Source organism: Cellulomonas sp. KRMCY2 (genome assembly GCF_000526515.1).
In the GTDB taxonomy this organism is placed as follows: domain Bacteria; phylum Actinomycetota; class Actinomycetes; order Actinomycetales; family Cellulomonadaceae; genus Actinotalea.
The window spans coordinates 2,870,929-2,886,001 of sequence record NZ_JAGF01000001.1 but is presented as its reverse complement, the minus strand read 5'-3'; the positions used below and the strand labels follow the sequence as shown (position 1 = coordinate 2,886,001).

The 15,073-nt window shown below is 71.2% G+C and carries 11 protein-coding genes; 4 read left to right on the top strand and 7 right to left on the bottom strand.

What is annotated here, in order from left to right:
• Positions 1-92: 92 nt before the first annotated feature.
• The 3 genes from K415_RS0113640 to K415_RS0113630 are packed head-to-tail and all read left to right on the top strand — an operon-like array spanning position 93 to position 4,257.
• The gene (locus tag K415_RS0113640; protein ID WP_024287603.1) at positions 93-1,010 is read left to right on the top strand and encodes an ABC transporter permease; all 918 of its coding nucleotides are present in this window, start codon (positions 93-95) and stop codon (positions 1,008-1,010) included.
• Positions 1,010-2,215, top strand: coding sequence for an ABC transporter ATP-binding protein (locus tag K415_RS0113635; RefSeq protein WP_024287602.1), 1,206 nt, complete (start codon positions 1,010-1,012; stop codon positions 2,213-2,215). Before K415_RS0113640 ends, K415_RS0113635 begins: the two co-directional genes overlap by 1 nt.
• A complete protein-coding gene (locus tag K415_RS0113630; protein ID WP_024287601.1) occupies positions 2,212-4,257 on the top strand; it encodes a hypothetical protein in 2,046 nt (681 codons plus the stop codon). Before K415_RS0113635 ends, K415_RS0113630 begins: the two co-directional genes overlap by 4 nt.
• Positions 4,258-4,336: 79 nt before the next feature.
• Here the strand turns inward: K415_RS0113630 and K415_RS0113625 are convergent, their stop codons facing one another.
• The gene (locus tag K415_RS0113625; RefSeq protein WP_034661285.1) at positions 4,337-5,383 is read right to left on the bottom strand and encodes a DUF4214 domain-containing protein; all 1,047 of its coding nucleotides are present in this window, start codon (positions 5,381-5,383) and stop codon (positions 4,337-4,339) included.
• Between the two features lie 259 nt (positions 5,384-5,642).
• Positions 5,643-7,760, bottom strand: a complete 2,118-nt coding sequence (locus tag K415_RS21950; RefSeq protein WP_024287599.1) for a DUF4214 domain-containing protein — start codon at positions 7,758-7,760, stop codon at positions 5,643-5,645.
• A gap of 178 nt (positions 7,761-7,938) precedes the next feature.
• On the opposite strand from K415_RS21950, the gene rfbB reads away from it, so the two are divergent.
• Positions 7,939-8,934 carry a dTDP-glucose 4,6-dehydratase gene (rfbB, locus tag K415_RS0113615; RefSeq protein ID WP_024287598.1) on the top strand — a complete coding sequence of 332 codons (996 nt, stop codon included), beginning with the start codon at positions 7,939-7,941 and terminating at the stop codon, positions 8,932-8,934.
• Positions 8,935-8,963: 29 nt separating this feature from the next.
• Here the strand turns inward: rfbB and K415_RS0113610 are convergent, their stop codons facing one another.
• Genes K415_RS0113610 through K415_RS21945 form a run of 5 tightly spaced genes read right to left on the bottom strand, consistent with a single transcriptional unit; the run spans position 8,964 to position 14,766 of the window.
• Positions 8,964-10,568 carry a hypothetical protein gene (locus K415_RS0113610; protein ID WP_024287597.1) on the bottom strand — a complete coding sequence of 535 codons (1,605 nt, stop codon included), beginning with the start codon at positions 10,566-10,568 and terminating at the stop codon, positions 8,964-8,966.
• Positions 10,565-11,860: a lipopolysaccharide biosynthesis protein gene (locus K415_RS0113605; protein WP_155859466.1), complete on the bottom strand. Its 1,296-nt coding sequence runs from the start codon at positions 11,858-11,860 to the stop codon at positions 10,565-10,567. The genes K415_RS0113610 and K415_RS0113605 overlap by 4 nt, the downstream gene beginning before the upstream one ends.
• Positions 11,857-12,585: a glycosyltransferase family 2 protein gene (locus K415_RS0113600; protein ID WP_024287595.1), complete on the bottom strand. Its 729-nt coding sequence runs from the start codon at positions 12,583-12,585 to the stop codon at positions 11,857-11,859. Before K415_RS0113600 ends, K415_RS0113605 begins: the two co-directional genes overlap by 4 nt.
• Positions 12,586-12,598: 13 nt before the next feature.
• Positions 12,599-13,672 (bottom strand): UDP-N-acetylglucosamine 2-epimerase, encoded by a 1,074-nt coding sequence (locus K415_RS0113595; protein WP_024287594.1) that lies wholly within the window; start codon positions 13,670-13,672, stop codon positions 12,599-12,601.
• Complete coding sequence (locus K415_RS21945; protein ID WP_197024735.1) at positions 13,669-14,766, bottom strand: glycosyltransferase family A protein; 1,098 nt, start codon at positions 14,764-14,766, stop codon at positions 13,669-13,671. The genes K415_RS0113595 and K415_RS21945 overlap by 4 nt, the downstream gene beginning before the upstream one ends.
• Between the last annotated feature and the right edge of the window lie 307 nt (positions 14,767-15,073).

The following is a 15,073-nucleotide window of genomic DNA, read 5'->3' as shown; positions in this document are numbered from 1 at the left end:
GCCCGACCGGGGCGGTCCGCCCGGTGTCAGCGGGTAGTGTGTGGAGGCGATCTTCGGCCCGGCCGTGCCGGCGATCCGAGAACGGGGAGCGGATGACGAACGAGAGTGACGCTCGAGCTGCACGCCTGGCGGCCGAGCCTCTGCGGGCCGCCGGCCCGCGACCCGGGTTCATCCAGGGCACCGTGCAGTCGCTGCGCGACATCGTCGGCCAGGGTGAGCTGCTCGGTCTGCTCGTCCGGCGCGAGCTCAAGGCGCGGTACAAGGACAGCATCCTCGGCTTCTTCTGGAGCCTGATGAAGCCGCTGGCGATGCTCTTCGTCTACTACATCGCGATCGGCAAGTTCCTCGGAGCCGAGGAGATCCCCGGGAGGCCCGGGACCCCGGACTTCGCCATCTTCATCTTCACCGGGCTGACCGCCTGGCAGCTCTTCAGCGACATCATCGTCGGCGGTACGGGGTCGATCGTGACGAACTCCGGCCTGATCAAGAAGGTGTACCTGCCGCGGGAGGTCTTCCCACTGAGCGTCATCGGTGCGGCGCTGTTCAACTTCCTCATCCAGCTCGGCATCCTCGTCGGCGCGACCGTCGCGCTGGGCAAGTTCCCGACCGGGGACCGCTGGTGGTTCTTCGTCCTCGCGCTCGCCGTACTGATCGTCCTGTCCACCGCCCTTGCGCTGCTGCTCGCCGCCGTGAACGTCTACCTGCGCGACGTCCAGTATCTGATCGAGATCCTGATCATGATCTTGATGTGGGCCTCGCCGATCATCTACGCCTGGAAGTACGTCGACAACGTTCTCGACGGGTTGCTGCAGAGCCTCTACCTGGCGAACCCGATGACCCAGGTCGTGCTCGGCTTCCAGCGCACCTTCTGGGTCGCCGGCGACGACCAGCCGTATCCCGCTGACCTCATGGAGAGTCTTTGGATCACCCTGGGCGTCTCGGTCGTGCTGCTGTGGGTGTGCCAGCGCGTCTTCTCCCGGCTGCAGGCCAACTTCGCCCAGGAGCTGTGATGCCGACGACGGTCATCGAGATCGAGCAGATCTCCAAGCGCTTCATCATCCGCAAGGAGAAGTCCCTCAAGGAGCGCCTGGTCAACGCCGGTCGGTCCAACCTGCACAAGGACGACTTCTGGGCGCTGCGCGACGTGAGCATGCAGATCAGCTCCGGCACGACGGTCGGCCTGATCGGGCCCAACGGCTCGGGCAAGAGCACGCTGCTCAAGATGATCGGCGGCATCATGCAGCCGACCAGCGGGTCGGTCCGGCTGCGCGGTCGCCTCGCCGCACTCCTGGAGCTGGGCGCCGGCTTCCACCCGGACCTGACCGGCCGCGAGAACGTCTACCTCAACGCCGCGATCCTCGGCATCACGCGGGCGCAGACCGACAGGTACTTCGACGCGATCGTCGACTTCTCGGGCATCGAGCCGTTCATCGACACCCAGGTGAAGTTCTACTCGTCGGGCATGTACGTGCGCCTGGCCTTCGCCGTCGCCGTGCACGTCGACCCGGACATCCTGCTGGTCGACGAGGTGCTGGCGGTCGGCGACGAGCCCTTCCAGCGCAAGTGCATGGACCGGATCCGCGGGTTCCAGCACGAGGGCCGCACGATCGTGCTCGTCACGCACTCGCTGGAGACCGTCGCGGACATCTGCGACCGTGCGATCGTCCTCGAGCGCGGCCGGGTCATCGCCGACGGCGAGCCGCGGGAGTCCCTGCGCACGCTGCGCACCGAGTTCGAGCACACCCGCCAGGAGGAGATCGACCGCCGCAAGGAGACGATCACCATCGAGGAGGGTCCGGTTGAGCAGGTCACTGTCGACTCCGTCGAGGTGCTCGACGACGACGGCGCACCCGTCCGGTCGATCGCCCCCGGGCAGGGCCTGACGCTCGCGGTGACCGTCACGGCGACCACCCCCGTGCAGGACGTCATCCTCGGGATCGGCATCGAGACCCCGCTGGGTGTCTCGGTCTACGGCACGAGCACCAAGCTGCTCGGCGAACCGGTCGGCCGGATCGAGGGCACCCGCCGCTTCACGTTCCGGATCGGTGACCTGCGCCTCGGCGAGGGCTCCTACTCGGTGCACGGCGCCGTGGCCTCGGTCGCCGGTCCCGAGCTGCACCGGCTGCCCGAGGCCGCCGTGTTCGAGGTCACTGGCGACGGTCGCAGCGTGGGCTTCGTCTCCGCCGCGACCTCCTTCGGGACGGACTTGCGGTGAGCCCCACGGTGGCCGCGACCTCGTCGCCGCACCGTCGCTTCACCCAGGCCGTCGTGGCCGCCCCCGACCGGATCCTGCTGCTGCTGTTCTGGACGTGTCTCGTGGTCGCCACGACCCTCGTCCTGGGCGTCTTCCGCCCGTGGACAGTGCTGCCCACCGTGGCGCTGCTCGTGGTGCTCACCTGGCGCTTCGCACCGGTCCGGCTCGCGGGCACCTGGATCGACGTCTGGTCGAGCGCGGCCGTCCTGGTCGGCGCGCTCGGGTGGGCCGTGGTCAACACGCGGTACGTCGCGGAGTTCGTCGTCGTCACGCGTGACCCAGGGTTCCTGACCCTGGCCGGCCACTGGCTCACGACGCACCAGCACCCCGACATCCCAGTGGCTCAGGCGTACGAGGTCGCGCACCAGGTGGGCGCGTACGTCTCGACGGGTGCCTACGAGTACGCCGACGGGCTCCTCTACGTCCAGGGCGCCGATCTGCTGCCGGGGCTGCTCGCGATGGGCGGCTGGGCCGGCGGCCTGCAGGCCGTCCTGGTCGGCAACCTCGTGCTGGGCGCCTGCGCGATCGTCGGCGTCTTCGCGCTGACCCGACGGATCACCGGCAGCCTGTGGGCCCTGCTGCCCACGGCGACCCTCGCCGTCTCGCTCCCGATGCTGGCCTTCTCCCGGGGCGCCTACACGGAGCCGGTCGTCGCAGCCCTCGTCCTGGGCGGACTGGTGATGGCGTGGTCGGCCTTCAGCCGGCGCCGGCGCAGCGACCTGGTCCTGGCCGGCGCGATGATCGGCGCCGGTGCACTGGCCCGGATCGACGGGGCCGCCGTGCTCGTCGGGCTCTTCCTCGGCGTCGGGCTCGCCGTGGGCGCGAGCGCCCTGCCGCGGCTGCGACGCGCGCTGCGCACCGACCTGATCCTGATGACGGCCGCGGGCGCCGCCGCCGTGACCCTTGGGTTCGTCGATCTGCGGCTGCACAGTCCCATCTACCTCGCGCGCCAAGGCGCCGAGGCCGGTCCCCTGATCCTGGCGACCGTCGGCGCGGCGCTCCTCGGCGTCGCCCTGACCACACGCCGGCCGTGGCAGCGGCTCCGCACCCTGCTGCTGACCCGGCGGCGCACGGTGGCAACGGTTGCGGTGGTCGCCGTGGTCGCCGCCGCTGCGGTGCTGGCCTCGCGCCCCGGTTGGCTGATCGAACACCACATCGACGCCGCGACGGGCTACGGGACGGCCGTCGAGAACCTGCAGAACGCGGCGGGCCAGCCGGTCGACCGGGCGCGCAGCTACGACGAGCAGTCCATGAGCTGGCTCGCCTGGTACTTCGGCTGGCCGGCGATCGTGCTCGGCTTCGCCGGGCTCGCGGCCATGGTCGGCCGTGCGGTCCGTCGCCGCGACCCCCGCCTGCTCGTCGTCGCCGCCGTCATCGGCGCCCCGACGCTGCTCTACCTGGTGCGCGTGAGCATCACACCCGACCAGATCTGGGCCGTCCGGCGCTTCCTGCCGGTGACGATCCCCGGTCTGCTCGTGCTGGCCACCTGGTCGCTGGCGGCGCTGTGGACGTGGCTGCGCGCACGCATCGCCCGGGCCGGTGTCCTCGCCCTGGCGGCAACCGTCGCGCTCGCGCCCGTGACCACGTGGGCCGGCGTCGTGCGCAGCGCGGACCACGCCGGCCAGCTCGACCAGCTCGAGGCGGTGTGCGACTCGCTCGCGGCCATCGGCGCCGACCGGGTCGTGCTCATCAACACCGGCATGCCCTACATCGCCAGCCTGCGCAGCGTGTGCGGGGTCGAGGTCATCGAGTTCCGCAGCCAACCCAGTCCGGCCCGGTTGGCCCAGGCCCGGTCGCTCTGGGGTGACGGGATCGTCGGCCTCGTGACGTTCACCGAGGCGACCGTCTCCTGGACCGAGCCGCCCGAGGGACCGACCGCCGCCGCGGCGATCAGCACCTGGGAGAGGGCGCTGCTGCACGCACCGCGGACGGCCGACGTCTGGGAGCAGAACATCTGGGTCGGCTCGATCACACCCGACGGCACGGTCACCCCGGCACCGTAGGGCGAGGCGGCGCCGCAGACATGACGACGAAGGCCGCCGGGAGCTCACGGCTCCCGGCGGCCTTCGTCGTGGCTGGAGGTCAGCCCTTGTTGTAGTACTCGTCGCTGGCGATGATCGAGCCGATGACGGCCTCGTCACGGCCGCCGGCGCCCAGGATGGTCACCCAGGAGGACTTGCCGGCCGCGTCGATGTCCCGGCCCAGCAGCTGCCAGTAGTACGTGGCGACCACGTCGGTCAGGTGCTCGGTCGACAGCAGGAAACCCATGGCGACCTGGCTGCGCGAACCGCCGGCTGCCAGCACGCCGACCCAGCTCGCGATCTCGGCGTCGCTCGCATTGCGCCACAGGACGTCGTTGTACAGGGCGTCGACCCAGGCCTCAGGAGTCCCGCCGGCTGCGGCGTAGTACTCGTCGGAAGCGATGAAGCCGGACTCCATCTGTGCGATGGTCATGCCACCCTGCATCGCACCGAGCCAGTTGGCCAGGCCACCGGCATCCGGGTCACGGCCGAGGAACTGCCAGTAGACGCCGGAGATCAGCCAGGAGCGGTACTCGGGGCTGTAGGTGATCGCGTTGGCGACGGCGACCCGCGGCGCACCGTTGAGCAGCGCCGTGGTCCAGGTGGCAAGGCCCTGCGTGTCGGGCACACGGTAGAACAGGTCGCGGTACACCTGGTTGATGTACTTCTGGACCTGCTCCGTCTGGGTGCGCGGGGTCGGGGTGCAGCTCTGGTTGATGGCGACGTCCTGCCCCGTGCCGGCCATGTAGTCGGAGGCCATCGCCCACGCGACGTAGTCGATCAGGCCGCGGGGCGTGTTGACCCGCACGGTCTCGCCCGGCTCGACGAGCACGCCGGCGTCCTGGATGCCGTTCGCGAAGTCGCCGAACAGCACGTCGACGGTCTCGGTGTACCGGTTGGTCACCGTGAACCCCTGGCAGATCGGGGTGATGAGGACCGTCTGGTCGACGCCGACGTCGGCCGTCGCACCGGCGATGTCGGCGAACGGCGTCGTGTCAGCGCCACCGTTGTCCGGGAACGGCTCGACCGCGGAGGCCGAGAGCGGGGTCAGGACCAGGGCCGTGGCCGCGATCACTCCCCAGAGGGAACGCTTGCCCAGCAGAGACATGGAGTTCTCGTTTCTGCTCCCATCGGGAGCATGGGTCATCGAATCCTGCGCCGAGCCTGGCGCGTTCGCCGAGGCCTGCAAGGCCCCCTGTTCGGCCCGAGAAGACTATCGACCCTGGACACCCGGGACTTGAGGTTCTTGACCATGAACCTTGAGGTTCTTGACCATGAACGCGCGGTTGCCGGACGGCGTCGGGATCGGCTCGCCCGTGAGCCCCGTCACCCGCGCGCAGCGGCGATCAGGGGAAGCGGCTCACCGATCAGGGGAAGCGGCTCACCGATCGGGCGCGGTACTCGAGGCTGCCGGCGATCCCGACCCGCACCGCACCCTCACCCTGCCGCAGCAGCACGTCGGCCCAGCCGGCCAGACCCACCGGGTCAGGACCACGACCCAGGAACGTCTGGTAGTACGCACCGGCCCGGATCCGCGCCGCCTCGTTCGAGAACCAGATCGCATCGACGACCACACCACGACCGCGGGTGGCGAAGACGGCCGACCACTCGGCCACCTCGGCGTCGCCGGCCGGACGGCTCAGGACGGTCTGGTAGAGCCGGCGCACGTACCCCTGAGGCGTCCCGCCGGAGATGTCGTAGTACTCGACCGAGTCGTAGAACCGGCGCTGGACGTCATCGACGGTCGCGTGCCCGGCCTTGATCTCCGAGAGCCACGCCGCCGCACCGGCCGGCTCCGGCTCACGACCCAGGACCTCGCGGTAGGCCTTGGTCACCCGCGAGGAGATGTACTCGTCGCTGCGGGTCAACGTGTCGACCAGGGCCGACTGGCTCTGGCCCTGCATCAACGACGTCGTCCAGCCACGCAGGCCGGTCGGGTCCGGACCACGACGCAGCAGGTCCTGGTACAGCGCCTTGATCACGGACTGGGACTCGGCGTAGAGCGTCGCGTCGTAGTAGGCGCGCGCCGTCGTGCGGATGTTCGGCAGCTGCCCGTAGCCCACGTTGCCGGGGCATGCGGTGTACGCGACGTCCCGATGGGCGAAGACCCGTGGCAGCGGTACGTCGGTGCCCGCGGCGAACTTCGAGTTCTCGCCCCCGAGGGTGTGGAAGACGAAGGAGTCCGTGGGGTTGATGTTGTAGGCGGCCAGGCGCAGACCGACGATCCGGCCGACCGCGTCAATCATGGCAGGAGGCGTCGCGACGGAGCTGAAGTTGCCGAGCATCGAGACGCCGACGGTCCCGGTGTTGAAGCCTCCGGCGTGGACCCCGATCACGGGGGCGTTGAGGCTGTCCGCGCGACCCTCGTAGATGTTTCCCCACTTGTCGACGACGAAGTTGTAGCCGATGTCGCACCAGCCGCGCGTGTTGATGTGGTACGCCTGATCGTTGCGGATCTGGTTCATCGCCTCGGCGACGGTCTTGTAGTCGTTGGAGCCTGCCGTGTGGTGCACGACCGCTCCGACCAGCCCCCGCGCCACGTCCGGGGTGCACACCTGAGGCGCTGCACCCCACTCCGCCCGGCTGATCACCCGCGGGGCCGCCGGCGCCTGGACGAGCACAGCTGCCGGGTTCGCGCCCTCGGTGCCGGTGGTCGCCGGGTCCGCGGGCACGGCCGGCGCCGGGTCCGCGGGCACGGTGTTCGACACGGGCGCGGTGGTCGACAGGAAGGTCGCCGGTGTGAACACCGCGGCCGACGTCACCGATGCCGGGCCGAAGGCAGTCGTCTGCGCGGTCAGGTCGTCGTCGGTCGAGCCGACGATCGCATCGGTCGGCTGCTCGGCCACGGCCTCCGAGCCGATCAGGGCGAGGCTGATGCCGTCCGGGCCGCTCTCGGGCGTCGCCGCGAAGGCGAGCTGCACGGCGTCGGCGTCACCGACCCACAACGCGTCGGTGCCGCCACGCATGTCGCGCTCGGCCTCGACGGTGCCCGCGTCCGGCGCGTCGTCGGCGGGCTCGAGCGCTGTCCACCCGGTCCACTCGCCGTCGGCCCGGGTCCGTACCTCGAGCCCGAGATCCGCGACCTCGGCGTCGGACGGCCAGGTCACACCCAGCGTCTGGAAGTCCGCCGTCTCCACGACGGCGCTCTCGACCCGGTCGGCCGTGACGACCTCGTCGGTCACGATGACGTCGGGCTCCGCCTGCGCCTCGAGCACGTCCGGCGTGGCGACCAGGTCACCAGACGCCTCGACCGCCGGGACGACGACGTCCATCTCGGTCACCTCGACCTCGGGGACCGCGTCCGTGGTCACCGGCGCCGTGGTGCCCGCCAGGGGGGCCAGGGCCCGCATCGGACCGCTCGCCGGCGCACCGGACGAGACCGTGACCACCGCGGCACGGGCAGCGGTGGTGGTCGCAACAGCAGGGCTTGCCGCGGTGAGGAGGGCCACGCCGAAGGCGACAGCGGAGGCAGTGCGGATCGTCATCGGGGTTCCTGACCTCGGAGGCAAGTCACGGGCAGTGTCAGTCGGGAGTCATCCCAGGTCAAGCACCGCCACGCGCATCGCCCGATCCGTCCCCCTTTGCCCGGACGACCGAGGTCCCCCGAACCGTTGCGCCGCGACTAGGCTTCGACTGCCCGCGCCCCGTCCTGGAGGTCCTCACGTGCGTCTGCTCGTCACCGGCGGTGCCGGCTTCATCGGTTCGAACTTCGTCCACCTGACCGTGCGCGAGCGTCCCGACGTCCGCGTCACCGTCCTCGACGCGCTGACCTACGCCGGCGACGAGGCGTCGCTCGCCCCGGTCGCCGACCGGGTCACGTTCGTGCGGGGAGACATCACCGACGCCCAGCTCGTCGACCGTCTGGTCGGCGACGCCGACGTCGTCGTGCACTTCGCCGCCGAGTCGCACAACGACAACTCGCTGTCGAACCCGTGGCCGTTCGTCCAGACGAACGTCGTGGGCACCTACACGCTGCTCGAGGCGGTCCGCCGGCACGGCACCCGGTACCACCACATCTCCACCGACGAGGTCTACGGGGACCTCGAGCTGGACGACCCGGCGAGGTTCACGCCGAGCACGCCGTACAACCCCTCGAGCCCGTACTCCTCGACCAAGGCCGCGAGCGACCTGCTGGTCCGGGCCTGGGTCCGGTCCTTCGGCGTGCAGGCGACGATCTCGAACTGCTCCAACAACTACGGGCCGTACCAGCACGTCGAGAAGTTCATCCCGCGCCAGATCACCAACGTGATCGACGGCATCCGGCCCAAGCTCTACGGCACCGGCGAGAACGTGCGCGACTGGATCCACGTCGAGGATCACAACGCAGCCGTCTGGACGATCATCGACCGCGGGCGCATCGGTGAGACCTACCTCATCGGCGCGGACGGCGAGGAGAACAACAAGACGGTCGTCGAGCTCATCCTCGAGCTCACCGGGCAGCCGCGTGACGCGTACGACCACGTGAACGACCGGCCCGGCCACGACATGCGGTACGCCATCGACTCGACGAAGCTGCGCGAGGAGCTCGGCTGGACCCCGACGTACGAGAGCTTCCGCGAGGGCCTGGCCGCGACGATCGCCTGGTACCGGGCGAACGAGGCGTGGTGGCGCCCGCAGAAGGACGCCACCGAGGCCAAGTACGCCCAGCTCGGGCGCTGAGCGGCTCGGGCACCCAGCCGCTCGGGCACTCAGCCTGCCGGCAGCGCGTCCAGCCTGGCGAGCGTCGCGGGGTCCGTGCACAGGGGCTCGTCGAAGACCCGTTCGAAGTCCTCCTGGGCATCCTCCGTGATCGCCACCCGGTAGTAGTCCGGCCAGGGATGGTCGAGGAAGGCGTTCAGGGCGTAGCACCGGTCGGCCTCGGGCAGCTCACCGGACGTGGCCGCACCGGCCAGGTACCGGTTCGGGGCGAAGGCCTGGGCGCTCTCCGCGGCCAGACGCCAGTTGAGCGGCATCTGGACCATCAGGAAGGCCCCGACGAGGATCAGCGCGGTGACCCGGACCGGATCCGGCGCGAGCGGCGCGAGCGCGACGATCGCCCAGCCCAGGAGGACCGCCACGCACAGGACGCCCACGACGTAGTAGAGGTAGACCTGCCCGGGGACCTTGATCTCGTCGATGTACTTCTGGGTCGTCGCGTGGGTTGCCGTCGTCACGGCCCAGGTGGCTCCGACACCGCCGAGCGGGATGAGCCACGAGCGGTTCCAGCGGAGCGTGATGCGCGCGGCGCGTGACCAGGCCGAGACGAGGACCGCGATGCCCAGGCACAGGGCGGCCGCGAGCAGCATGGCGTGCGGCGTCAGCGTGACGACGCCGCTGACCATCGCGATCAGGTAGGGCCAGCCGCCGCCCGGCAGCGCGCCGACGATCGCGGCCCACCAGGTGGCGAGCGCCGGGAGGCCGAGGGCCAGCGACGTCCCCGTGTAGTTGCTCTGTTCCGGCGGGACGGCCAGGAGGCGGCCGCCGAGGAAGATCGCGACGGGCACAGCGGCCCCCACGACGCCGAGCAGGAAGGTGCGGATCAGCTCGGGCCTGTCCCGCCGGACCCACGCCCGCGCGACGGCGGCCAGGTACACGACGCCCGCGCCGGCCACCATCCCGGCGAGCATCTCGTAGTAGAGGACGGCGAAGACACCGAGACCGCCGACGAGCACGAAGTCCGTCCAGCCTCGCCGGCCGGGCATCGTGGCGCGCAGGGCGAGCCCGACCAGGGTCAGGCCGATCGCCGCGGAGCCCCAGCCCGCCGGACCGAAGGAGGTGACCGGGTCGTTGGACCACGGGTGGTTCTGGATGGTCGCGGCCGCGATCGCGCCCACCAGCGCGAACATCCGCCAGTAGGAGGTGCGGCCCGGGACGGCGACCGTGCGCAGGCCCCAGGTCAGGATCAGCGCGGCCGCGGCGACGGACAGCCACATCAGCAACCCCGCGACGGCGACGTCGTAGTACTGCGGGCTGATGCCCAGTGCGGAGCTCACCGCGAAGGCGCCGTAGTGGTAGGCGGCGCCCAGCGCCTGCCCCACCGGGTTGAAGTGCCCCGCCTTGAAGCCCTGGTTCCAGCCGAACTCGGCAGCGGCACCCAGGTCGCCGTCGGCGATCGCGTAGGTCTCGAACAGTGCCTGCAGGTCGTCCCCGATGATCGGCACCCGGGCACCCGGCAGGGCCCCCAGCGCCAGCAGGACCGTTCCGAGGGCGGCCCAGCCGAGGCCCGCCCAGGAGCGGCCCGCCCAACCGCGGCCAGGTCGGCCGGGGCGTGGTCGGCCGGGACGCGCCCGCGCGTCCGTGGACTCGTTCGTCATGCGTTCGGCACTCCTACGTCTCGGCTGTGGGTCGCGTGCAGGACGAACATCAGGGCGGCCACGACCGACCCGAGGATCCCGATCACCGCGATCATGGCGTTCAGGTCGGGCAGGACGATCCGCGCCACCACCCACTGGACGACGGCCGCCGCCAGGAGCAGGCCGAGGGTCAGCCGGGACACGACGGCCGTGAGCCTGATCAGCAGGCCCTGGGCCAGGGCCCACGGGAGGTACGCCAGGGAGAGCCAGGGCAGCATCTGCACAGCTCCCTCGTAGCCCTGGCCGAAGAACAGCGCGATGAGGAAGCGTCCGACGAGCGCCATGGCGAGCACGCCGACGAGGCCGGAGCCCAGGACGGCCAGCAGGACGACGTTGACGCCGAACCGGGTCGTGACCCGGTCGCCCTGACGGTTGACGAACCGCGGCAGCAGGTAGAGCGACAGCGTGGTTGGCACGATCAGGAGCATCTTCGCGAGCACGGCCGCCGCGGCGAACATCCCGGCGTCCGTCTCCGCCGCCCCGATCCGCACGAGCATCACGTCGATGCTGGTCAGCCAGGCGAAGGACAGCGTGAGCATGATCAGGACGATGCTGTGGCTGCTGAAGGCGCGGACCGTGCCCGGCAGGCGGGTGCCGCGCACCTGCCACGCGGCAGCGACCGCCACCGCCGCGATCGCCAGGAGGACGGCGACCAGGACCGAGACCGCCCCGAGGCCGGCCGCGAGCGCCGCCGCGGCGAGCGCGACCCGCAGGATCTGCGAGCTGGTCGACCAGCCTGCGACGGCATTGGCCCGGCCGACACCCTGCAGCCGACCCTGCGCGACCGAGAACATGAAGCTCGGCACGATCGTCAGGGCGGCGAGGTAGACCGCGAGCCGGCTCGTGGAGAGCTGGCTCGCGAGCAGCGGTGCGAGCAGGCCAACGGCGAGCGCCCCGGCACCACCCAGCGAGATGGCCTCGATGTTCGCACTGTCCCACCACCGCGGCCTGCGCTCGGCGACGACACCGCCGGCCGTCTCAGCCGCCTCAGCCGTCTCAGCTGCCTCGGTCACCGCGCGCGCCGTCGCGACCGCCACCGCGTTCTGGAGTGAGGACGCACCGATCGCGGCGATGTTGACGATCGACAGGAAGGCGGCGAGCAGACCGAAGGCGCCCGGCCCCAGGCCCCGGCCGGTCAGCGCATGGAAGGCCGCGGTCGCGCCGATCCCCAGGACGCTGACGACACCGATCGTCAGGAAGGGGCCGGCGTGCCGGCGCAGGTAGCCGAGGCGCATCTGTCGGCGTTCGCTCATCGGTGCGCCTTCCCGGACGAGCGGAGCCTGCCGCGGCGCCGGCGGGCGACGACCATCAGGTCGTGCAGGGCCTCGAGGACCGAGCTGATGCCCACTGTCGAGGTGAACGCGTACTCGAGGACGACCGGCGCCTCGACGACCCGCACGTGCCGGTCGGAGAGCCGCGCGAGGAACTCGAGGTCGAAGGCGAAGCCGGTCGACGTGCACCTGGTGATCGACGGCTCCACGGCGTCGCGCCGCATCGCCTTGACGCCGGTCTGGGTGTCACCGAGGTTCAGGCCGATGACGGCGTGCGTCGCGAGCCGGAACGCGCGGCTCGCCAGACGCCGGGAGAACGGGTAGTCGACGTTCGAGTCGGGGTGCACCTTCGAGCCGACCACGACGTCTGCGGCGTCGCGCTCGATCGTCTCGAGGAAGCCCGGCAGGACGACGGGGTCGAGGTCGAGGTCGCCGTCGATGAAGGCGACGAGCTCATGGCGCGCCTCGGCGAAGCCGACCCGCAGGGCATGGCCCTTGCCGCGGTTCGGCGAGTACTCCACGACGCGCAGGTCGGCGGCCGCGACGCCCCGGGCCAGGTCGGCGGTCCCGTCGGTGCTGCCGTCGGACACCACGATGATCTCGTAGGGCCGGCCGGAGCCCTCGAGCACACCGATCAGCCGTTCGAGGGCGGGCACGATGCTGGCCGCCTCCTGGTAGGCGGGGACGACCACCGAGACCGCCGTCATGCCCACTCCTGCCTCAGCTCCCATAGCCACGGTCCACCAGGTCCTGGACGACGGCGTCCGACGGCGAGTGCTCGAGCGAGGTGGGCTCCCGGCGGTACGCGGCGTGCTCGTGCAGGAAGGCCGCCAGGACCGGCAGGTCCCACCCGGACAGGACGACGTTCGCACCGAGGCCCTCGTCGCGCTCGGTCGCGCGACGGTGGACGAGGGTCGGCACGCCGAGGAAGGCGGCCTCCTCCTGGACGCCGCCGCTGTCCGTCACGATGAACGCGGCCTGCGCGATCAGCGGCGCGAACTGCGCGTGCGGCAGCTTGTCGACGATCGTCACCTTCTCGGTCGGCAGGGTCGCCAGCGCGTCCTGCAGGGAGTGGCGGGCGAGGTCGTCGACCACCATGACGAGCCGCACGGGTGAGTCGTCGACGATGCACTGCAGGGTCTTGCGGACCAGACCGCTGTTCGAGAGGAACTCGAACCGGTGCAGGAGGACCACGCCGTACGGGTTGTCCGGCGCTGCTGTCGCGTCCCGGCGCCGGTCGAGGACCGCGTCGACGACGGTGTTTCCGTGGGTCATCACCACGTTGCGCCTCCCGGTCAGGTGCCCCGCAGCGACCTCGGTCGGAGCGTAGTGCACCGTCGCCAGCCGCCCGACGATCCGCCGGTCGAGCTCCTCGGGGAACGGATGACGCCAGTTCCCCGATCGCAGACCTGCCTCCACGTGCGCGGAGTCGACCCGCAGGAACCGGGCGAGCAGAGCGCCGACGACGCTCGTCATCGTGTCGCCGTGCACGACGATGACCGACCCCCGGCCCAGCTGGGCGCGCAGCGCACGACGTCGACGCATCGCCCACCACGCGATCCGCGCGAACCACACCACGACGTCGAGCGGGCCCGACAGCGGCCGCCCGCTCCGCCCGACCGCGAGGACCCGGTCGGGGGTCGGGATGCCCAGCGCCGGCAGGGAGTCCAGGACCGTCGCGGCCTGCTGGAGGGTCACCCACTGCTCGAAGGCGACCCCACGCTCGGTCAGGCGCGACATGACGGGACCGAGCTTGATCGCCTCGGCCGTCGTGCCGTAGCAGAAGACGATCATCGGGCCTCGTCCCCCGTCGCCACCGGCGTCGGGGTGGACGATCCGCGCCGCAGGTTGCCGCCGTGCACGCGCAGACCGCGGAGCAGGCCCGCCCAGTAGGGCAGGACGAAGACCGGCAGGAAGACCACGTACGCCAGCAGCCCCCGACGCGGGCAGCCACCACGTGCGGCCAGGACCGCCGGGACACCCGCCGCCAGGACCGCAGCACCGGCGAGGGCGGCGATCCACGGCCAGGCTCCGGCCACCGCTAGCGCGACCACCGCCGCCAGCCCCACGACCGGGGCGACCGCGAGCCCGATCAGCGCCGCGTTCCACGCCGTCGACGTGCCACCGAAGCTGTCGACCAGGAAGGTGCCGCGACCGACGCTGTGCCGGATGAACGACCGCACGTTCGTCCGCGGCCGGTACACGGCCCAGAAGGCCGGGTCGAGCTGGACCGGGTGCTCGGCGGCGATGAACCGGATGAGCTTGGTGTCGTCGCTCGCCAGGGCCGCGTCACCGTGCGGCCAGGCCGCACGGCAGGCCTCGACGAGCACCTCACGCGGGGCGAGGAAGACACCGGTGCCCTTCGGGTAGCGGTTGAAGTCCTCGAGCCCGAACTCCACCGGGCGGGGCCGGCCGAGGAAGTCGCCCCAGAACACGTGCACCGGAACCTCCCAGAAGTGCCCGACGAGCGGTGCTGCCGGATCGGTGATCGCATGGCCGTTCCAGACCGCGCGCCGGGGCTCGGCGGCGACCGCCAGCTCGATGTGGCGCAGCGAGCCAGGTCCGAGCAGGACCCTGCTGTCGAGCAGCAGGACGGTGTGCCCGGCGGCGATCGCCAGACCGGCCCACCGGGCGAGGAAGCGACCGCTGTTGGGCTGGACGACGACGCTGAGCGGGAACGGGAACGACGGCGCGAGGCTCTCGACCAGGGCAGCGGTGCCGTCGCTCGAACCGTCGTCGACCACGATCACCTCCGCGGACCACCCGATCGGCTCGAGGGCGGCGGCGCAGGCGGCGAGCGTGCTGGGCAGGTAGGGCGCCGAGTCGTACGACGGGATCACGATGCTCAGGTCAACGGTGCCGCGCTCGTCATCCGTCAAGGCAGTCAAGGCGCAGCATCCTTCCCCGAGACATGTGGTCGACCGCCGGCGTGCAACGGCACGCGGGCGACGTGGCAGAGCTGTCAGCACGTCGTAGCGGGCCACGAGAGTGTACCTGCGTCAGTCGGCCGAGGCCCGGCGACCGGGCGGTCGGATGCCTGATCCACCGCCCCTCCCGCATCGATCTCCACGACACCTCCACGGCCCCTGCGCCCCGCCTCCCCCCGTACCTGCCGGTCCGGCTTCTATGCTCCTGAGCTGTGACACCTCGCCACACGACCTCAACGCGCCCGCGTGCGGTTCGCCACGCGCGCCG